This is a genomic window from Gordonia sp. ABSL11-1, assembly GCF_030315685.1.
GTDB lineage: Bacteria > Actinomycetota > Actinomycetes > Mycobacteriales > Mycobacteriaceae > Gordonia.
This window is the reverse complement of sequence record NZ_JASXSI010000007.1, coordinates 68805-89057: the sequence shown is the minus strand read 5'-3', so window position 1 is coordinate 89057 and position 20253 is coordinate 68805. Positions and strand designations below refer to the sequence as shown.

At 67.8% G+C, this 20253-nt stretch carries 14 protein-coding genes, 1 pseudogene and 1 riboswitch; of the genes and pseudogenes, 7 read left to right on the top strand and 8 right to left on the bottom strand.

Going from position 1 to position 20253, the window contains the following annotated elements:
- Positions 1 to 25: 25 nt before the first annotated feature.
- From QSJ19_RS10210 to prpD, 3 genes are read right to left on the bottom strand one after another with little or no spacing between them, the layout of a single operon-like run.
- On the bottom strand, positions 26 to 1225 hold the full coding sequence (locus QSJ19_RS10210) for a bifunctional 2-methylcitrate synthase/citrate synthase (protein WP_286320137.1): 1200 nt from the start codon (positions 1223 to 1225) through the stop codon (positions 26 to 28).
- Positions 1222 to 2160 carry a methylisocitrate lyase gene (gene prpB, locus QSJ19_RS10205; RefSeq protein WP_286320136.1) on the bottom strand — a complete coding sequence of 313 codons (939 nt, stop codon included), beginning with the start codon at positions 2158 to 2160 and terminating at the stop codon, positions 1222 to 1224. The genes QSJ19_RS10210 and prpB overlap by 4 nt, the downstream gene beginning before the upstream one ends.
- Positions 2160 to 3662, bottom strand: a complete 1503-nt coding sequence (gene prpD / locus QSJ19_RS10200) for a 2-methylcitrate dehydratase PrpD (protein WP_286320134.1) — start codon at positions 3660 to 3662, stop codon at positions 2160 to 2162. Before prpD ends, prpB begins: the two co-directional genes overlap by 1 nt.
- Before the next feature lie 119 nt (positions 3663 to 3781).
- Between prpD and QSJ19_RS10195 the strand changes: the two genes are divergently transcribed.
- From QSJ19_RS10195 to QSJ19_RS10175, 5 genes are read left to right on the top strand one after another with little or no spacing between them, the layout of a single operon-like run.
- Positions 3782 to 5236: a short-chain fatty acyl-CoA regulator family protein gene (locus tag QSJ19_RS10195; RefSeq protein ID WP_286320133.1), complete on the top strand. Its 1455-nt coding sequence runs from the start codon at positions 3782 to 3784 to the stop codon at positions 5234 to 5236.
- A gap of 34 nt (positions 5237 to 5270) precedes the next feature.
- Entirely contained in the window at positions 5271 to 6740 is a 1470-nt protein-coding gene (locus QSJ19_RS10190) for an MFS transporter (protein ID WP_286320307.1), read from the top strand.
- Positions 6741 to 6799: 59 nt separating this feature from the next.
- A complete protein-coding gene (locus QSJ19_RS10185; protein WP_286320131.1) occupies positions 6800 to 8167 on the top strand; it encodes an 8-oxoguanine deaminase in 1368 nt (455 codons plus the stop codon).
- Positions 8167 to 8985: an FAD binding domain-containing protein gene (locus tag QSJ19_RS10180; RefSeq protein WP_286320129.1), complete on the top strand. Its 819-nt coding sequence runs from the start codon at positions 8167 to 8169 to the stop codon at positions 8983 to 8985. The genes QSJ19_RS10185 and QSJ19_RS10180 overlap by 1 nt, the downstream gene beginning before the upstream one ends.
- Positions 8982 to 11711: a molybdopterin-dependent oxidoreductase gene (locus QSJ19_RS10175; RefSeq protein WP_286320127.1), complete on the top strand. Its 2730-nt coding sequence runs from the start codon at positions 8982 to 8984 to the stop codon at positions 11709 to 11711. Before QSJ19_RS10180 ends, QSJ19_RS10175 begins: the two co-directional genes overlap by 4 nt.
- A gap of 19 nt (positions 11712 to 11730) precedes the next feature.
- Here the strand turns inward: QSJ19_RS10175 and QSJ19_RS10170 are convergent, their stop codons facing one another.
- From QSJ19_RS10170 to QSJ19_RS10155, 5 genes and pseudogenes are all read right to left on the bottom strand, one after another.
- Positions 11731 to 12561: an acyl-CoA dehydrogenase family protein gene (locus tag QSJ19_RS10170; RefSeq protein ID WP_502876134.1), complete on the bottom strand. Its 831-nt coding sequence runs from the start codon at positions 12559 to 12561 to the stop codon at positions 11731 to 11733.
- Between the two features lie 6 nt (positions 12562 to 12567).
- Positions 12568 to 12951: pseudogene (locus QSJ19_RS26955) on the bottom strand (acyl-CoA dehydrogenase family protein); the annotation flags it as partial.
- A gap of 98 nt (positions 12952 to 13049) precedes the next feature.
- On the bottom strand, positions 13050 to 13553 hold the full coding sequence (locus QSJ19_RS10165) for a histidine phosphatase family protein (RefSeq protein ID WP_286320124.1): 504 nt from the start codon (positions 13551 to 13553) through the stop codon (positions 13050 to 13052).
- Between the two features lie 19 nt (positions 13554 to 13572).
- On the bottom strand, positions 13573 to 14409 hold the full coding sequence (locus QSJ19_RS10160) for a CbtA family protein (protein WP_286320123.1): 837 nt from the start codon (positions 14407 to 14409) through the stop codon (positions 13573 to 13575).
- A gap of 29 nt (positions 14410 to 14438) precedes the next feature.
- Positions 14439 to 14666 (bottom strand): CbtB domain-containing protein, encoded by a 228-nt coding sequence (locus QSJ19_RS10155; RefSeq protein WP_286320122.1) that lies wholly within the window; start codon positions 14664 to 14666, stop codon positions 14439 to 14441.
- Between the two features lie 54 nt (positions 14667 to 14720).
- A riboswitch (adenosylcobalamin-variant (AdoCbl-variant) riboswitch) is annotated at positions 14721 to 14800 on the bottom strand.
- 44 nt (positions 14801 to 14844) lie between these two features.
- Here QSJ19_RS10155 and QSJ19_RS10150 point away from each other — a divergent pair.
- Both QSJ19_RS10150 and QSJ19_RS10145 read left to right on the top strand, forming a co-directional pair.
- Positions 14845 to 19461 carry an ATP-dependent helicase gene (locus QSJ19_RS10150; RefSeq protein WP_286320121.1) on the top strand — a complete coding sequence of 1539 codons (4617 nt, stop codon included), beginning with the start codon at positions 14845 to 14847 and terminating at the stop codon, positions 19459 to 19461.
- On the top strand, positions 19454 to 20251 hold the full coding sequence (locus tag QSJ19_RS10145; protein ID WP_286320120.1) for a DNA-formamidopyrimidine glycosylase family protein: 798 nt from the start codon (positions 19454 to 19456) through the stop codon (positions 20249 to 20251). Before QSJ19_RS10150 ends, QSJ19_RS10145 begins: the two co-directional genes overlap by 8 nt.
- Positions 20252 to 20253 lie beyond the last annotated feature (2 nt).

Below are 20253 nucleotides of genomic sequence, written 5' to 3'. Positions count from 1 at the left end.
GGGTGGACTCAGATTACTGGTATCCCTATCGAGGCGACACAGTGGTCGACGGATCCGTCCGCATTTCTCCTGACGTCGCAGGCCTCACAACTGTGCCGCTGACCTGTGCGTTTGGCGGAAGCACGCCGACCGAGCGCTCGGGTCTGCCCGAGTACTCACTCAGCGGACGGATCAGCGCGTTCGCTCCTGCCTGCTCCATGATGTGCGCCGTCCACCCGGTGATACGACTCATCACGAAGATAGGAGTGAAGGAACCGATGTCGAATCCCATCATGTAATAGGCAGGGCCAGTGGGGAAATCAAGGTTCGGCAGGATACCGGTCCGCTCCTTCATCACCGACTCGAGCTCGGAATAGATGTCACGCCAGCGGCTTTCGCCGGTCAGCTCAGAGATGTCGATCAACGCCTGCTTCATCGTCGGCACACGTGAGTCACCGTTCTTGTAGACACGGTGACCGAAGCCCATCACCTTCTCCTTCGCGTCGAGTTTCGCGTTGAGCCATTGTCTGGCCCGCTCAGGGCGATCGATCTCGATCATGTCGTACATGACGGCCTCGTTCGCACCGCCGTGCAGCGACCCCTTGAGCGCTCCGATCGCAGCGGTCACCGCGCTGTAGATGTCCGACTGGGTGGACGTCACGACGCGGGCCGCGAACGTCGATGCATTGAAACTGTGCTCTGCATAGAGCACCATCGACTTCTCGAATGCCCGGACAACGGCCGGATTCGGCGCCTCCCCGAAGCACATGTGCAGGAAGTTCTCCGCATATCCCAGTGCGTGATGCGGTGCGATCGGATCTTGTCCGCGCCGCCGGCGCATGTCGGCCGCGACGATGGTCGGCAACACGGCGAACATGCGCAGCGACTTCTCGTAGTTCGCCTCCGGCGAGCTGAGGTCCTCATGGGGGTCCTCGGTACCCAGGAAGCTGATGACCGTACGCACGACGTCCATCGGATGGCATGTCTCCGGAATACGCTGCAGCACTGCCTGAGTCGACCGATCGATACGTCGGGCGGCACGCTCGCGCTGCGTGAAGAGAGCCAGTTCCCCGTCGGTCGGCAATTCGCCGTGCCACAAGAGGTAGGCGACCTGCTCGAAGGAACAGTGCTCCGCGAGGTCCTGGACCGCGTATCCGCGATAGGTGAGCGAGTTGGTCTCGGGCACGACTTTCGAGATGGCCGTGGTGTCGACGACGACTCCCGCGAGGCCCTTGTGAATGGTCATTTCCTGGCTCCCTCGATCGTGAAGTTGAACAGGTCGGAGTCGAAATCGTTGTAGTCGGCGTAGCGGAGCAGTTCGTACAGCCGGCTCCGGTGCTGCATGTCATCGACCAACCCGTATTGCGTTCCCTCCGAATGGATTTCGCGCAATCCACGCTCGACCGCGCCCATGGCGATGCGCAGGGTGGTGACGGGGTAGATCACCGCGTTGTATCCGGCGTCGCCGAGCTGCTGTGCGGTGAGGAGTTCGGACTTGCCGAACTCGGTCATGTTCGCCAGCAGCGGTACGTCGACGGCCTTGCGGAACTGCTCGAACTCGCCGAGATCACGCAGTGCCTCGGTGAAGATGAGATCGGCACCCGCATCGGCATAGGCCTTGGCGCGATCGATGGCGGCGTCGAGACCCTCGATCGCGCGAGCATCGGTCCGGGCACAGATGACGAAGTCATCGTCACGCCGGGCCGAGATCGCAGCACCCAGTCGCTTGACCATGTCACCGACCGGAACGACCTCTTTGCCGTCCAGGTGACCGCACCGCTTCGGGTTGACCTGGTCCTCGAGATGGCAGCCGGCCAGACCGGCGTCCTCCAGAGTGGCCACCGTCCGAGCAGCGCTCATCGGCTCACCGAAGCCCGTGTCGGCATCGATGAGGCTCGGGAGGTCCGTCGCCCGGGCGATGGAACCGCCCCGCGAGGCGACCTCGGTGAGCGTGGTCAGCCCGATGTCGGGCAACCCCAAGTCGGCCGAGAGCACCGCACCAGAGACGTAGACACCCTCGAAACCGACCTCTGCAATCAGTTTCGCCACGAGTGGTGAGAATGCTCCCGGCCAACGCTGGAGGGTCCCGGAGGCGAGACCGGCTTTCAGTGCCTGCCGCTTGTCGGACGCGGACACGGCAGACGAGAACAATCCGGAGACGGAGGACGCGGAGGCCGTCATCAGAAGATCCCCCGCCCGGTCTGCGGAGCCTTGTCGAGGACGGCGGGCAGCACGAGAGTGTTGAGTACCGAGAGACCACCGGCAGTGACGGTCTCGAGCTTCTCGACATCGGCGAGGAACCGGTCCTGCTCATTCGGCTCGACGACGCCGTCGGCCATCGATCGGAACTTCGCGACGTACTGCTCGCGACCGAACGGCCGGGCACCCAGCGGGTGGGCGTCGGCGACGACCAGCTCGTCGGTGATGACCTCCCCGTTGCGCAACGTGATGACGGCCTTGGCGCCGAAGGCCTTCTCATTCGGGTCGGTGGAGTGATAGCGCCGAGTCCATGCCGGGTCCTCGACGGTGGAGATCTTCTTCCACAGCGCGATGGTCTCCGGCCGAGTGGCACGCTCCGGCGCATACGACTTCTCGTGATCCCAGGTTCCGTCCTCGAGCGCGACGGCGAAGATGTACATCACCGAGTGGTCGAGGGTCTCCCGGCTGGCGGAGGGATCGAACTTCTGCGGATCCCCGGATCCGGTACCGATGACGACGTGGGTGTGGTGACTGGTGTGCAACACGATCGACTCGATGTCGTCGAAGTCGGAGATCTTCTCGCGCATCCGCCGCGCCAGGTCGATGGGCGCCTGACTCTGGTATTCGGCGGAGTGTTCCTTGGTGTAGGTGTCGAGGATGCCGCGCTTCTCCTCACCCGGTCCGGGCAGCCGAATGGTGTATTCGGCGTCCGGTCCGGAGAGCAGCCAGGCGATCACTCCGTCCTCGCCCTCCCAGATGGGTGCCGGAGCGCCTTCACCGCGCATCGCACGGTCGACCGCCTCCACGGCGATCTTCCCCGCGTGGGCCGGCGCGTAGGCCTTCCAACTGGAGATCAGCCCCTTGCGCGACTGGCGCGTGGCCGTCGTCAGGTGGAGTGCCTGCCCGACCGCCTGGTAGATCGTCTCGGTGTCCAGGCCCAGCATCGTGCCGAGACCGGCGGCGACCGACGGGCCGAGATGGGCGACGTGGTCGATCTTGTGTTCGTGCAGGCACATTCCGCGGACCAGGTCGACTTGGATCTCGTACGCGGTGGCGAGGCCACGGATGAGGTCGTGTCCACTCGCTCCCACGTGCTGTCCGACGGCGACAAGGGCGGGGATGTTGTCACCGGGATGGGAGTACTCGGCGGCGAGGAAGGTGTCATGGAAGTCCAGTTCGCGGACCGCGACACCATTGGCCCACGCCGCCCACTCCGGCGAGTAGGTGCCGTCGACACCGAACACGGTCGCACCCGGCGTCGCGGGGTGAGCCAAGGCCTGTCGCCGCGCCGAGGTGACGGGCCGTCGGATGACCGACGCTGCGCTCACAGCCGCGTTGTCGATGATGCGGTTGATGATCATCTCGCGGGTGTCCGCAGCCACCTCAACGGGGTCGGTGGCGACCTCGGCGATCTTCTGAGCAAGATGCTCGGGCTGTGGGAAGTCCTCGGAACTACGATGCGTACGGACGCGATGATTGATCATGTTCGCACCGTACGCACACCGCCTTGTCGCTGAAAAGACCTGGCAAATGCATATTCTTGCGGACACCGCGGGTCAGATCTGCAAATGTTGTGAACACCGAGAAGGCTATGCTTCGGGGCATGGCCAGGATGTTCGTCGGTGCCCGTCTCCGTCGGCTGCGCGATGAACGCGGCCTCTCCCAGGCCGCCCTGGCCCGGCGTATCGACCTCTCCACCAGCTATGTCAATCAACTGGAGAACGATCAGCGCCCGATCACCGTCCCGGTCCTGCTCACCCTGTCGCGCGTGTTCGATCTCGACGCCGACTATTTCGCCTCTGACGGCGACGCGCGCCTGGTCGCCGACCTCGCAGACGTCCTGGCCGCCCAGCCCGACACCCCCGACGTCAGTCGCGCTGAGATCGCCGAACTCATCGCCCGTATGCCCGCCGTCGGCACGGCGCTCGTGAACATCCATCGCCGGCTCGCTGCGGCCGAGTCGGAGTTGGAGGCCTATCGGGCGCAGGCAACGGGCGATCCCGCACGCCCGGCGTCGACGCCGATGCCGTTCGAGGAGGTCCGTGACTTCTTCTACGACCGGCGCAATCACATCGACGTCCTCGACCGGGCCGCCGAACAGATCTTCGCCGACAACGACCTGTCCATCGGCGGACTCGACCTGCAACTCGCCGAGTTGCTCGAACGGGACCACGGCATCCGGGTGTCGATCACCCACGACCCAGACGCGCAGGCACGCGCTCGAACGCCGAAGCGTCGATACGACCCGACGGAACGGGTGATCCATCTGGCCGGTCGACTGACCGCCGGCCAACGCGCGTTCCAGCTGGCGACACAGCTGGCGTTCCACACCCAGTCCGCTGTCATCGACGAGATCGTCGCCGGTGCCGACGACCTGAGCGACGAGTCGATGCCCGTCGCGCGGATCGGGCTGGCGAACTACTTCGCCGGCGCGCTCCTGCTCCCCTACGAGATCTTTCGGCGAGCCGCTGAGTCCGCGCACTACGACATCGAGTTGCTCAGCCTCGGCTTCGAGGTCGGGTTCGAGACGATCTGCCACCGTCTCTCCACCCTGCAGCGGCCTGGGAGCCGTGGCATCCCGTTCATCCTGGTTCGCGTCGACCGTGCCGGCAACATCTCGAAACGTCAGTCCGCCACGGCGTTCCATTTCTCCCGGGTGGGTGGCAGTTGCCCGTTGTGGGTCGTCCATGACGCCTTCGCCACACCGGGGCGGATCGTCACCCAGGTGTCCGCCATGCCCGACGGACGCTCGTATTTCTGGCTGGCGCGCACCACATCCGAACACGACGGCTTCCTCGCGCCGAACAAGAGTTTCGCGATCGGACTCGGCTGCGACGTCGCCCACGCCGGTCGCCTCGTCTACTCGACCGGCATCGACCTGGCGGACCCACGGACGGTGGTGCCGATCGGCGCCGGATGCAAGGTGTGCGACCGCCCGGCGTGCCCGCAACGCGCCTTCCCTCAGCTCGGCCGGCAGATCCATGTCGATCCCCGGGTCAGCGATTCTGTGCCGTATCGACCGTTGCCCGATTTCTCCTCTTCACCCCCCAGTGGATAACGTGCCGGGTGGAGGTGCGTGAGTCGTGAGTGCGTTGAGCAGACCGGTCGACGGAGAGATCGGGTCGCCGACTGTCGCACCCGATCGACATCCCCGCCTGGCGGTGGCAGTGCTGTGTGCCGCCGGCATCGTCGTCGCACTGATGCAGACGATCATCGTCCCGCTGATCCCACAGTTGCCGACACTGCTCGACGCGGCACCCCAGAACACGTCGTGGGCGTTGACCATCACCCTGCTGGTCGGTGCCGTCGTGACGCCCATCGGCGGGCGGCTCGGCGACATGTACGGCAAGCGCCTGATGCTGGTCGCCAGCATGATCTGCGTCGCGCTCGGATCGGTCATCGGGGCGCTGGCCACCACTCTCCCGGTCTTCCTGATCGGACGAGGGATGCAAGGCCTGGGTTTCGGCACGATCGCGCTCGGGATCAGCGTGATGCGCGACATCGTGCCACCGCGTCATCTCGGGTCGTCGGTGGGCACCATGAGTGCGTCGCTGGGCGTGGGCGGCGCGCTCGGCCTGCCGTTCGCCGCCGCGATCGCCCAGCACGTCAGTTGGCACGCCCTGTTCTGGGCGTGCGCCGCAGCCGCGATCGCCGGCGCGATCGGGATCGCACTCACCGTGCCCGAGAGCGCGTCACGCACCGGCGGTCGCTTCGATGTCGTCGGCGCGCTGGGACTGATCGCAATGCTCGTCTGCCTGCTGCTCCCACTCTCCAAGGGATCGGTGTGGGGATGGGCCGATCCACTCACCCTCGGGTTGTTCGGCGGCTTCGTCGTGATCGCCGTGCTCTGGGCGCTCGTCGAACGCCGTGTCGCCAATTCCCTCATCGATCTCGCCGTCGCGGCCGAGCGCCCGGTGCTGCTCACCAACATCGCGTCGGTCGCGACCGGGTTCGCCTTCTACTCGATGCAGCTCATCCCGATCCAGCTGCTGATGGCGCCCACCGCCAGCCCGAACGGGCTGGGCATGGACATGCTGACCGCGAGCCTCGTCCTGGCTCCGAGCGGTGTACTGATGTTCGTGTTCTCACATGTGAGTGCCCGGCTGACGGCCGCATTCGGTCCGCGCGTCTCCCTCGCGACCGGCGGCATCGTGATCGGGGTCGGCTACATCGTGTTCATCGTCGCCCTGGTCGTGGCCTGGGATCTGACGTGGTGGCTGATGCTCGTCGTGGCCAGCCTCATCGGGGCCGGACTCGGCATCGCGTACTCGGCCATGCCCGCGCTCATCATGCGCTCGGTGCGAGTGGAACAGACCGGCGAGGCCAACGGCGTGAACGCGCTGATGCGGGTCGTCGGCACGTCGACGTCGGCAGCCGTCGTCGGCATGATCCTCACCTGGTCGACGGTCGCCGCCCCCGAACCCGACGGCACCGTCGTGTCGGTGCCCGCGGAGACCGGCTACCTGTGGGCATCGGGGATCTCCCTCGGCGCGTGCGTTCTCGCCATCGCGCTCGCCCTGGCCATCCCACCGAGGCCACCGCTGTATGTGGAGGATGTCTGATGTCGCGTCGGGTTCGGCTCGAAACCCGGCCGTAACGAGATCGTCGTAGCGTGTCGCGAGTGTCCGCGAATCGTCCCCCGACCCTCATCGAGAACGCCTACGTCGTGACCGTCGACGGTCATCGCCGCGAACTCGAGTCCGCCTCGGTCCTCGTCGACGGATCACGGATCGTCGCCGTCGGCGACATCCCGTCCGACCTCCCGGCGGACCTCACCCGCATCGACGGCGCCGGACACGTCCTGACCCCCGGCCTGATCAACACGCATCACCACCTCTATCAGTGGATCACCCGTGGACTCGCCGCCGACCACACGTTGTTCGAATGGCTGACCACGCTCTACCCCGTCTGGGCGGGTATCGACGAGGACGCCGTCCGGACGGCCGCGCTGGGCGGCCTCGCGCAACTGGCGCTCTCCGGCTGCACCACGACGACCGATCACCATTACGTGTTCCCCGCCGAGGGCGGCGATCTCCTCGGCGCCGAGATCGATGCGGCGACGACCATCGGCCTGCGGTTCCACCCCACTAGAGGATCGATGGACCTGTCGGAGAAGGACGGCGGGTTGCCGCCCGATTCGGTGGTCCAGAGCCTCGACGACATCCTGACAGCGAGTTCGGAATCCGTCGCACGATGGCACGACCCGACCGCGGACTCGATGCTGCGGATCGCGCTGGCACCGTGCTCGCCGTTCTCGGTGACCACCGAGTTGCTCCGTGAATCGGCCGTCCTGGCACGCGATCTCGGTGTCCGGATGCACACGCACCTGGCCGAGTCGCTGGACGAGAACACCTACTGCGACGAACATTTCGGATGCACTCCGCTGCAGTACATGGAGTCCGTTGGCTGGGTGGGCGACGACGTGTGGTTCGCACACGGCATCGAGTTCGACGACGCCGAGATCGCCCGACTGGCGGCCACCTCGACCGGTGTCGCCCACTGCCCGACCTCGAATGCGCGCCTGGGCAACCGGATCTGCCGGACCCGTGATCTGGTGGATGCCGGCGTCCCGGTGGGCCTCGGCGTCGACGGGGCCGCGTCCAACGAATCCTGCCGACTCCTCGAAGAGGCCCATCAGGCCGTCCTCATGGCCCGGGCACGCGGAGGCCCCACCGCCCTGACGACCCGCACCGCCATCGAGCTGGCGACGATCGGCGGGGCACGTGTGCTCGGCCGGGCCGCCGACACGGGGTCGATCGAGGTCGGCAAACTCGCCGATCTCGTGCTGTGGGACCTGAACTCGGTGGCGCACAGCGGGATCACGGACCCCGTCGCCGCCCTCGTCCTCGGCGCCATCCCACCCATCACGGCGAGCTGGGTCAACGGCCGCCCGGTCATCGTCGACGGCGAGCTGCTCACGGTGGACACCGGGCAGGTGGCCGCCGACGTCGCGCGCGAGCACCGACGGCTCATCGCGAAGGCCGCCTGATGGACCTGAACACCGTCGAGCGCTACCGGTACGCCAGGACCCGCGACGATCTGCGGCTCGCACCCGGTGAGCGGGTCGTCGGCGGCGGCACCTGGTTCTTCTCCGAGCCCCAGCTCGACACCTCCGGTGTCGTCGACCTCACCACGATGGGATGGCCTGCGCTCGAGGACCTTCCGGACGGCGGACTCCGGATCGCCGCGACGTGCCCGATCGCCGACATCGTCACGCTGCCTGCGCGACCCGGCCACCGAGCCCGGCCGCTGTTCGCCCAGTGCGCCAACGCCCTGCTGGCGTCGTTCAAGATCTGGAACGTGGCGACGGTGGGCGGCAACATCTGCCGCTCCTTCGCCGCCGCGTCGATGGTGTCGCTCGCGGCCGGGCTCGACGCGGATGCCCTGATCTGGCTCCCCGACGGCTCGGAGCGACGGATCCCGGTGGCGCAGCTGGTGACCGGCAACGGAACGAACTCGCTCGCCGACGGCGAGATCCTCCGCGCCGTCGACATCCCCGGGACCTCCATGCGTGCCCGCACCGCCTTCCGCAAGCTGGCACTCGCCGAACTCGGCCGGTCCGGCACAGTCGTCACGGGAAGGGTCGACGAGGACGGGGCGACGGTCATCGGCATCACCGCCGCGACCGCGCGGCCGGTCCTCCTGCGGCACGACGCGCTCCCCGGCCCGGACGTCCTCCGCGAACAGGTGCTCGCCGCCGACGGCTACTACACCGACCCGTTGGGGTCGGCGGACTGGCGACGCGCGACAGCAGCAGTGCTGGCCGAACACGTCCGCGCTGAACTGGCCGACGAGGTGGGCTCGTGAGGTTCTCGGTCAACGGCGAATGCCACGACGCCACACCACGTCCCGGCCAGTGCCTGCGCACGCTGCTGCGTGACACCGCACATTTCGAGGTGAAGAAGGGCTGCGACGCCGGTGACTGCGGCGCGTGCTCGGTACTCGTCGACGGTACGCCCGTCCACTCGTGCATCTATCCGGCGCAGCGGATCGACGGCCATGACGTCACCACCGTGTCCGGACTGGGCACCCCCGACGACCTGCACCCGATGCAGCGGGCGTTCGTCGACAACTTCGGCTTCCAGTGCGGCTTCTGCACCGCGGGCATGATCGTCACGGCCTCCACTCTCGACGCCGATGACCTCGATGACCTTCCTCGCAGGATGAAGGGGAACATCTGCCGCTGCACGGGTTATCGCTCGATCCGCTCATCCATCGCCGCGGGCCTCACCTCCGCCGCCGCCGAGCTCACCCCCGCCGAGGGCACCGTGGGCAGCTCGCTGCATCCTCCGGCCGCCCGTCGCGTCGTGACCGGCACCGAGCCGTACACCTTCGACGTCACCGTCCCCGACATGACCTTCCTGCGTGTTCTGGGATCGCCTGTCCCCCACGCCCGAATCGTCTCGATCGACACATCGGCGGCGGAGTGTGTGGACGGGGTGGTGCTGATCCTCACGCACGAGGACGTCCCCGCCCGGCGTTTCTCCACCGCGCGGCACGAACACCGTGAGGACGACCCCGACGACACGCTGATCCTCGACCCGGTGGTGCGGTTCATCGGCCAGCGGGTCGCCGTGGTCGTCGCGGAGACGGCGGCCGCGGCCGAGGAGGCATGCCGGCTGATCGAGGTGACCTACGACGAACTGCCTGCGGTCTTCGATCCCGAGGAGGCGCGGACACCGGGTGCTCCGCTCATCCATCCCGACCGCACACCGCTCGACCGTGTCAATCATGGCGACCGGAACATCATCGCCGACTTCCATCACGGATTCGGCGGTGATGTCGACACCGCATTGTCGGAGTCGGCGGTCACGGTGGGCGGCACGTGGAGCACCGCGCGGGTTGCGCACGCGCAGTTGGAGACCCACGGCAGCATCGGGTGGCTCGACGACGACGGCCGACTGGTGATCCGCACCAGCACGCAGGTGCCGTTCCTGGTCCGCGACGAGCTCGCGTACATCCTCGACCTCGACGCCGATCGCATCCGCGTGTTCACCGCCCGTGTCGGTGGCGGATTCGGCGGCAAGCAGGAGTTGCTGACCGAGGACCTGGTGGCGCTGGCCGTCCTGCGCACCGGACGCCCCTGTGGATACGAGATGAGCCGCACCGACGAGATGACCCGCACCACCTACCGACATCCGTTCCGGGTCGGCGTCGATCTCGGCGCCGACCGCGACGGGCGACTCACGGCGATCAAGGTGGATGTCCTGTCCGACACCGGCGCCTACGGCAATCACTCGGTGGGGGTGATGTTCCACGCGTGTGCGGAATCGATCTCGGTCTACAACAGCCCGGTCAAACGCGTCGACGCTGAGGTCGTGTACACCAACAACCCGCCGTCCGGCGCCTTCCGGGGATACGGACTCGGACAGGTGATCTTCGCGATCGAATCGGCGCTCGACGAGCTCGCGATGACACTCGGCATCGATCCCTTCGAGCTCCGACGACGCAATGCGGTCGCCGACGGCGACCCTCTGCTCATCACCCATCCCGAACCCGAGCCCGATCTGGTCTACGGCAGTTACGGTCTCGACCAGTGCCTCGACCTGGTCCAGGCGGCGCTCGTCCGCGGGAACGGTGTGCAGGCACCTGACGGACCGCAATGGCGTGTCGGCGACGGAATGGCGTTGGCGGCCATCGCGACAATGGCTCCGCGCGGACACATCTCGCGGGTGCAGGTCGGCGTCGACGCCGACGGCGTCTACCACGTCGGAATCGGCACCACGGAGTTCGGCAACGGCACCACGACGGTGCACACCCAGATCGCCACCGCCGATCTGCACACCTCATCGGATCGAATCCGGCTGAGCCACAGCGACACCGATGCCGCCGACTACGACACCGGCGCGTTCGCGTCTGCCGGGACGACGGTCGCGGGCAAGGCCCTGCATGCCGCCTGTCTCTCGCTGCGCGAGTCGCTGATGACCATCGCCGCCCGCATCGCCGGCACCGACGAGGTGATCCTCGGCCGGGACGGTATCCGGGCCGGCGATCGAGAGCTCTCATTCGGCGAATTGATCGCGGCCGCCGACGACACCTCACGTGACGGCGACCGTATCGTCGCGACCGGCGTCGAGAACGGCGACCTGCGCTCGATCGCGTTCAACGTGCAGGCCTTCCGGGTCGCGGTGGACATCGAGACCGGCAGCGTCGAGATCCTGCAGTCGGTGCAGGCCGCCGACGCGGGCACCGTGATGAACCCACAGCAGTGCCTGGGTCAGGTGGAAGGCGGTGTGGCGCAGGCGATCGGCTCGTCGCTGTACGAGGAGGTCATGCTCGACGGACAGGGCCTGGTACTCACCCCGGTGTTCCGGACCTACCGCGTGCCCCAGATGGCCGATGTCCCGACGACCGAGGTGTACTTCGCAGAGACCTCGGATGCGTTGGGCCCTTTCGGCGCGAAGTCGATGAGCGAGTCGCCGTACAACCCGGTGGCCCCGGCGTTGGCGAATGCGATCCGCCGCGCCGTCGGCGTGCGACCCCACGAGTTGCCGATGTCGCGTGACCGTGTCTGGCGGCTGCTGCACTCGTGAGGTCGGCGCGACCGTGTCGTCAGGCGCGCAGCAACCCCTTGGCGACATGGGTCACCTGGATCTCATTGCTGCCCGCGTAGATCATCAGTGACTTGGCGTCGCGCGCAAGCTGTTCCACCCGATACTCCGCCATGTAGCCGTTGCCGCCGAACAGCTGGACCGCCTCCATCGCCACCTCGGTCGCCGCGCGCGACGAGTAGAGCTTCATCGCCGACGCCTCCGCCAGCGTCGGCGGCTTGCCGGCCTGGGTGCGTTCGATGGCGTTGAACAGCATGTTCTGCACGTTGATCCGCGCGACCTCCATCTCGGCCAGCTTCAGCTGGATGAGCTGGAACTGCCCGATCTCCTGGCCCCACAGCGTGCGGTTCTTCGCGTAATCGAGGGACAGGCGCTGACATTCGTTGATGATGCCCAGCGACAGCGCGGCGATGCCGACACGCTCGGCGGTGAACCCGGCCTTCGCCCCTTCGCCGCCTCGGGTGTCCGATCCGGTGTCCTCGGTCTCGCCGAGGAGCCGGTCCTTGCCGAGCCGCACGTTGTCGAAGAACAGTTCGCCGGTGGGCGAACTCATCATCCCCATCTTCTTGAACGCCTTGCCCTGGGCGACCCCGGGCATGCCCTTGTCGAGGACGAACGAGAGCACCTTGCGATCACGGATCGGGGTGTCGTCGCCCTCGTCGAGCTTGGCGAACACCACGATCGTGTCGGCGTACGGACCGTTGGTGATGAACGTCTTCTGACCTCTGAGGACGTAGTCGTCGCCGTCGCGTTTGACGCTCGTCTTCATGCCGCCCAACGCATCCGACCCCGAATCGGGCTCGGTGATCGCCCACGCGCCGACCTTCTCCATCGTGACGAGTTCGGGCAGCCAGCGCTTCTTCTGCGCGAGGGTTCCCTTGCTGCGGATGGTGGACGCGGTGAGACCCATGCTCACGCCCATCGACCCGACCAGGCCGAGGCAGACGCCGGCCAGCTCGATGTTGAGGATCATGAAGGTCGAGCTCGCCATGTTCCCGCCGCCGGACGGCTTCTTCTCACCGTTGGCCTCGGCCTCGAGCTCTTTCTCCAGGGCCTCCCTGGCCATGGCGTCGACACCGAAGGTGGACAGCAGCTTGCGGGTGATGTCGTAGGGCGGCAGCTGGCCGGTCTCGAGTTCGTCGATGTTCGGCCTGATCTCCTTGTCGATGAAGGCCCGCAAGGCATCTCGGACCATGACATCTTCTTCGGACCACTCGAACATCGCCGCACACTCCCCAGATCAGAACAGGTTTCAGTTGCTTTCTGATCACTGTGTCAGGAGTCACTGCGGAAGTAAAGGGACACTCTCGCGATCTCGTGTCATTGGCCGCGCGTCTGGAGGTCGTAGACCGTCGCGGGCCGCACCTCGGCGGCGAAATAGCCGTCCGCATCGGTGGCGAGCAGGGCCTGGGCGACGGGCATCGCGACTACACAGATGGTCGGCTCTGCCTCGATGGTGACCCGCCACCGATCGATGCGGTCGACGAACTCGGTGATGGTCTCGCCGCCATGAGGACGGGCGGCCGGATCACCGAACCAGAGGCCGAGCTCGTCCGGCGGGACCTCCTCGGGCACACGTCCGTCCCAGGCCCCGACGTCCAGCGTGCGCAGCCGGTCGTCAACGGCGTCCTGTCCACCGACGAGCAGTTCGCATGTCTCACGCGCCGCCCGCTCGGGTCCGCAGACCACCGTGTCCGATGGGCCGAGGACGAGGTCTGTCCTCAACGTGAGTACGTCGCGGCGGCCCCGGTCGTCCAGAGACAGATCACCGCCGAACCGCACCGAGCGATTGGGGCCGGTGCGGCCGGCGGTGATGACGAGCATGATCGTCGGCGGGCCGGGGTCAGTTCTGCTCGGCGACGATCCGGTCGGCGGTGGCGTCCGCAGCGGTCACCGGCCGCGACAGCCTGCCCAGGATCAGCGCGAACACGAGGGCCACCACGGTCCACAAAATGACCTGGTTGGCGATGACGTACACCCGGAAGTCGCCGATGACGTCACCGGGGAACCCGGGGAACACGATCCGCCCGGCGCCGTCGGTGACCGGCTCGGGGACCTCGTGGAATTCGGGCAGCAGCGCGACGGTGATGGTCACCGCGACCAGGTAGCCGATCGCTCCGACGACCGACGACGAGAGACCGCCGAGCCGGGGCCGCAGCCACAGGGCCGCGACGACCGCCGCGATCGCGAATGCCAGCGACAGCAGGGTGATCGTGAGGAACGCACCGCTGCGAGCGCCGATGGTGTCGTCGTCGCCGACGGCGGGCGGATTCGCCGGGTAGGCGAAGAACGGCACCGCGAACACTGCCACGAATCCGATCACGGCCAGCGCTGCGGACACCATACGCGGGTCGGTGGCCGGATACCGGCGTCCCAGGTAGGCCCACAGGACGGTGAACGCGACCGCGAAGACCGCTCCCATGCAGACCGCGAACACGATCGTCCCGATACCGGCCCCGATGTTCTCCTGTACCGATCGGGTGAACACCTCGCCGCCCTCACCGTGGACATGGCCGCCGTGCGCGGCCGCCTCGATCGCCTCTTCCGCCTCCGACCGTCCACCCTCGTAGTCGATCGCCTTGGCGACCTGCGGCTCGATGAACAGCCGGGCGAACACGAACGCGACGATCCCGGCGATCAGGCCCGACAGCAGGCCTGCGCCGATGAACTTCTTCTCCATGTGTGGTTGTCTCCTGCGTCCTGGTTCGATCAGTGGCAGGGGAAGCCGAGGAAGTGACGGGCGTCGTGCACGAACTCGTGCACGTGCGTGTCGGAGCCGAAGACCGACACCGCTCCCTGGTCATAGCCCAGGAAGTAGTAGGCCAAGGCGGCCAGGAGCACGGTGAGACTCAGCCAGACGGCGGCACTGGCCACCGAGAGGTCCGGGACGGCCAGGGCCCGGGTCTTCGTCGGGGTGGTGTGGGTGGTTGCGGTCATGGGTCGATCCTTCCGGCGGGATGTCGCGTCCCGTTGTCTTCTCGAAGTGAACTCCACCTGCGCGGCACTCTGGCTATACAGCGGCGCGACCGCTCCGGACTCACACCGGATTCCCCGCGCACTGGTGTGAGATGACTGTATACCCGGCGTTGTCGGAGGTGTGCGGGATGATGGCACTGTGGCACGCAAGTCCGACGTCCTGGATCGCTTCACCGCCCCGACCCGGCGGTGGTTCACGGGTGCCTTCGACTCTCCGACGACCGCCCAGACCGGGGCGTGGCACTCCATCGCCGACGGCAACAACACACTGGTCATCGCGCCGACCGGATCGGGAAAGACGCTTTCGGCCTTCCTGTGGGCGCTCGACCGGCTGGCCGCCGAACCCGGTCGAGCGCACCGGACCCGGGTCGTCTACATCTCGCCGCTCAAGGCGCTGGCCGTCGACGTCGAGCGCAACCTGCGCGCCCCGCTCACCGGGATCACCCGCGCCGCGCAGGAGCTGAACCTGCCCGAACCCGACATCACCGTCGGGGTCCGGTCCGGCGACACCTCCCCCGCCCAACGGAGATCGCTGGTCCGGACACCGCCGGACATCCTGATCACCACGCCGGAGTCGCTGTACCTGATGTTGACGTCAGCGGCGCGAGACACCTTGACCGACGTGGACGTGGTCGTCATCGACGAGGTGCACGCGGTTGCCGCCACCAAACGTGGCACGCACCTCGCGCTCACTCTCGAACGACTCGACGAGCTGCTCGAGAAGCCGGCCCAGCGGATCGGACTGTCGGCGACCGTCCGACCGCCCGAGGTCGTCGCCGGGTTCCTCAGCGGGAGCGCGCCGTGCACCGTCGTCCGGCCGCCGACCACCAAGACCTTCGATCTCCGCGTCGATGTCCCCGTCGAGGACATGGCGAACATCCCGCCGCCGGCCGATGCCGATCCCGCCGGTGAGCTCGACGACGCCTTCTCCCCGGCGGCCGGGTCGCTGTGGCCGTTCGTCGAGTCGTCGATCGTCGACCTCATCGAGAAGAACCGCGCCACCATCGTGTTCGCCAACTCGCGCCGGCTGTCGGAGCGTCTCACCGCACGGCTCAACGAGATCCATGCCGCTCGGACCTCCGATCCGGCGCCGCCGGGCGGCAACCCCACCGTGCCCGGGGGCGCGCCGGCCCACATCATGGCCAGCGGCGCCAGTGCGGGAGCCGAACCCACCCTGGCGCGGGCGCATCACGGATCGGTGAGCAAGGAGCAGCGCGCCGAGATCGAGGACGACCTGAAGGCCGGGCGTCTCGCGTGCGTGGTCGCGACCAGTTCACTCGAACTCGGTATCGACATGGGTGCCGTCGATCTCGTGATCCAGGTCGAGGCGCCACCATCGGTCGCCAACGGCCTGCAGCGCATCGGCCGGGCGGGCCATCAGGTCGGCGAGATCTCGCAGGGAGTGCTGTTCCCCAAACACCGGACCGACCTCATCCACTGCACCGTCACCGTCGAACGCATGCTGGACGGCGCGATCGAGGAGCTGCGGGTACCGCAGAATCCGCTCGACATCCTGGCGCAGCAGACGATCGCCGCGGCCGCGGTCGACGAACTCGACGTCGACCACTGGTTCGAGATCGTGCGCCGCGCCGCGCCGTACCGGGAGCTCGGACGGCAGGTGTTCGACGCGACGCTCGACCTCATCTCCGGACGATTCCCGTCCGACGAGTTCGCCGAGCTGCGGCCCCGCGTGACGTGGGACCGTGACGCCGGCACGCTCGTGGGTCGTCGGGGGGCGCAGCGCCTCGCCGTGACGTCAGGGGGTTCCATTCCCGACCGCGGGATGTTCGGCGTGTTCATGGTCGGCGAGAAGTCCACGCGCGTCGGCGAACTCGACGAGGAGATGGTCTACGAGTCGCGCGTCGGCGACGTCTTCGCGCTCGGCGCGACGAGTTGGCGGATCGAGGACATCACCCACGACCGGGTGCTCGTGTCACCGGCGTACGGGCAACCCGGTCGTCTGCCGTTCTGGATCGGCGACACCGTCGGACGGCCCGCCGAACTCGGCGCGGCGATCGGCAAGTTCACCGCGGACGTCGCCGATCCCGAAACCCTCGCTCGTCACGCCGAACGCCTGGGCCTCACCGAGTACGCCCGCGACAATCTCTCCGCACTCATCACCGAGCAACGTGAGGCGACCGGACATCTGCCCAGCGACCGCACCCTCGTCGTCGAGCGCTTCCGCGACGAGCTCGGCGACTGGCGCCTGATCCTGCATTCCCCCTACGGCCTGCGGGTCCATGCGCCGTGGGCGAGCGCCATCTCCGCCCGGCTGCTGGAGACCCTCGGCATCGAAGGGGCGACCACCGCGTCCGACGACGGCATCATCGTCCGACTCCCCGATACCGATGACGAACCACCGGGCACCTCGGTGTTCGTCATCGACCCCGCCGACATCGAGCATCTCGTCACCGACGCCCTCGCCGATTCGTCGATGTTCGCCTCCCGGTTCCGGGAGTGCGCCGCGCGGGCGCTGCTGTTGCCCCGGCGCGACCCCGGCCGGCGCGCACCGCTGTGGCAGCAGCGTCAGCGTAGTGCGCAACTCCTCTCCGTGGCATCGAAGTTCCCCGACTTCCCGATCGTGCTGGAAGCCGTCCGCGAGTGCTTGCAGGATGTCTATGACCTGCCGTCGCTGACCGACCTGCTCACCCGGGTGCGGCAGCGTCGTATCCGCATCGTCGAGACCGAGACGTCGGGACCGTCGCCGTTCGCCGCGTCGATGCTCTTCGGCTACGTCGGGGCGTTCATGTACGCCGACGACGCACCGCTGGCCGAACGCCGCGCCGCCGCATTGTCTCTCGACACCAGCCTGCTCGCCCAGCTCCTCGGGCGGGTGGATCTGCGCGAGCTGCTCGATCCGGCGGTCATCGCCGAGGTGACCGCACGGCTGCAGCGTCTGTCGCCGGACCGTCAGGCGCGCGATGCCGAGGACATCGTCGACCTGCTGCGCTGGCTGGGTCCACTGACCACCGACGACGTCGAAGCCCGCTATCGCGGGAGCGATCCCGCCCGCGATCACCTCGCCGACCTGCACCGCGGCGGGCAGATCATCTCGATCAACCATGGCAGGCGGGCGCTCTGGGCCTCGATCGACGACACGGCCCGGCTCCGTGACGCACTGGGTGTCCCTGCCCCGCAAGGCATCCCGGCCGCCTATCTCGAGCCGGTCGCCGATCCGGTCGGCGACCTCGTCGGCCGCTACGCGCGCACGCACGGACCGTTCACCGTGACCGACGCCGCCGAAGCGGTCGGGATGGCGGTCGGTGTCGTGCGCGACACGCTGATCCGGTTGGCCGCCGACCGTCGGGTCGTCGAGGGCGACTTCCTGCCCGACGACGATCCGACCGGTAGCCCACGGGCCACCCAGTGGTGCCACGCCGACGTGCTCGGCCAGATCCGGCGCGGCTCGCTGGCAGCGAGCCGCGCCGAGATCGCTCCCGTCGGTCCCGAGGTGCTCGCCCGATTCCTGACCTCCTGGCAGCACACCGCCCCCGACGATGTGCTGCGCGGTGTCGACGGTGTCGCGACGGTCATCGACCAGCTCGCCGGATATCCCCTGCCCGCGTCGGCCTGGGAGTCACTGGTGTTGCCCGCCCGGGTCGCCGACTACACGCCGGCGATGCTCGACGAACTGCTCAGCGCCGGCGAGGTCGTGTGGTCCGGGCACGGACGGATCGGTGGGTCGGACGGCTGGATCGCCCTGCATCCCACCGAGATCGCGCCGCTCACCCTCGCGGCTCCGGACGAGATCGACACGACCGTCCTGCACGCCGGGGTGATCGACACGCTCTCCCCGGGCGGCGCCCTGCGTTTTCCCCAGCTGTCCGACGCCGTGGCCGGTGACTCGCAGACCTCGGCGGCCGACATCGAGACCGCCGTGTGGGATCTGGTGTGGGCGGGCCAGGTCAGCAACGATTCGTTCGCCCCGGTCCGCGCACTGCTCCAGCCCCGACGTACCGCCTCCACGTCGCGCTCGGCCCCCGCGCACCGCACCCGGGGCCGGGCGCCGCGCATCCGCGCACAGCGACTGTCGACGCGCTATCTCGCCGAACACGGTGCCGCACGGCCGGTCACCCCCACCGCCGGTGGACGCTGGTTCGCGCTCGATCGGATCGACACCGATCCCACGATCGCCACGCAGGCTCTCTGCGAGCAGCTGCTCACCCGATACGGCGTGATCACCCGCGGTCCGGTCGTCGCGGAGAACCTGCTGGGCGGTTTCGCCCGAATCTACAAGGCGCTCACCGTATTCGAGGACAACGGACAGGTCCGTCGGGGTTACTACGTGGAAGGACTGGGCGGTGCCCAGTTCGCCTCGCCGGCCACCGTCGACGACCTCCGCCGTCATGCGCTCCTCGACCGTCGCGCCAAGGACTCAGCCGTCGTGCTCGCGGCGACCGACCCGGCCAATCCGTATGGAGCCGCACTGGAATGGCCGACGTCGCGTGACCCCGACGGCGGCCATCGCCCGGGGCGCAAGCCGGGCGCGCTCGTCGTCCTGGTCGATGGCGCGCTCGTGGTGTTCGTCGAACGCGGCGGCAAGACAGTACTCACCTTCACCGAGATGGAGTCGCATCTCGAGGCGGCTGCGGGTGCGCTGGCCGCGCTCGTCCGGGCGGGACGGGTGTCGAGATTGATGATCGATCAAGTGGATTCGCAACCGGTACGCAGTTCCGAGCTCGGCGGGCTTCTCGTCGGAGCAGGATTCGCCACGACGCCGCGCGGCATCCGGTTGCGCTACGGACAGCATGCCTGAGGGCGACACCGTCTATGCCGCCGCCGCACGGCTTCGGGCCGCCCTCGACGGTCAACGGCTGGAGTACACGCAGTTCCGGGTTCCGTCTCTGGCCACCGTGGATCTCTCCGGCCGTCGGGTCCGCTCGGTGCGATCGCGGGGTAAACATCTCCTGATCGAGGTCGACGGCCCGGATGCGGATCGACCCGACATCGGAACGGTCAGCATCCATTCGCATCTGAAAATGGAGGGCGCGTGGCACATTCATCCACTCGGTCGACGCTGGCGGCGTCCGGGCTTCCAGGCCCGCATCGTGCTGCGGACGGCGACACACGAGGCTGTGGGCTTCGAGTTGGGGGTGCTCGACCTGCTCACCGACCCCGACGAGGCGCTGTCGTATCTCGGTCCCGACCTGCTGGCCGACGACTGGGACGCAGCGGAGGCGGTCCGCAGGATCGAGGCGGTCCCGGACGAGCAGATCGGGATCGCCCTGCTCGACCAACGCCTCATGGCCGGGGTGGGAAACGTGTTCCGGTGCGAGATCTGTTTCGTGCGTGGGATGCTGCCGACCCGCCGGGTCGCTGATGCCGACGTCCCCGCCACCGTCGATCTGAGTCGACGGATGCTGTGGGCCAATCGGATCCGATCGGCGAGGACGACGACCGGGAACACCTCGCAGAACGCGCGGATGTGGGTGTACGGGCGCCGAGGCGGGTCGTGCCGACGATGTGGGACGCCGGTCGAGCGAGATTTCCTCGGCCCGACCGGCGAAGACCGCGTGATCTATTTCTGCCCGCGGTGTCAAACCTGATT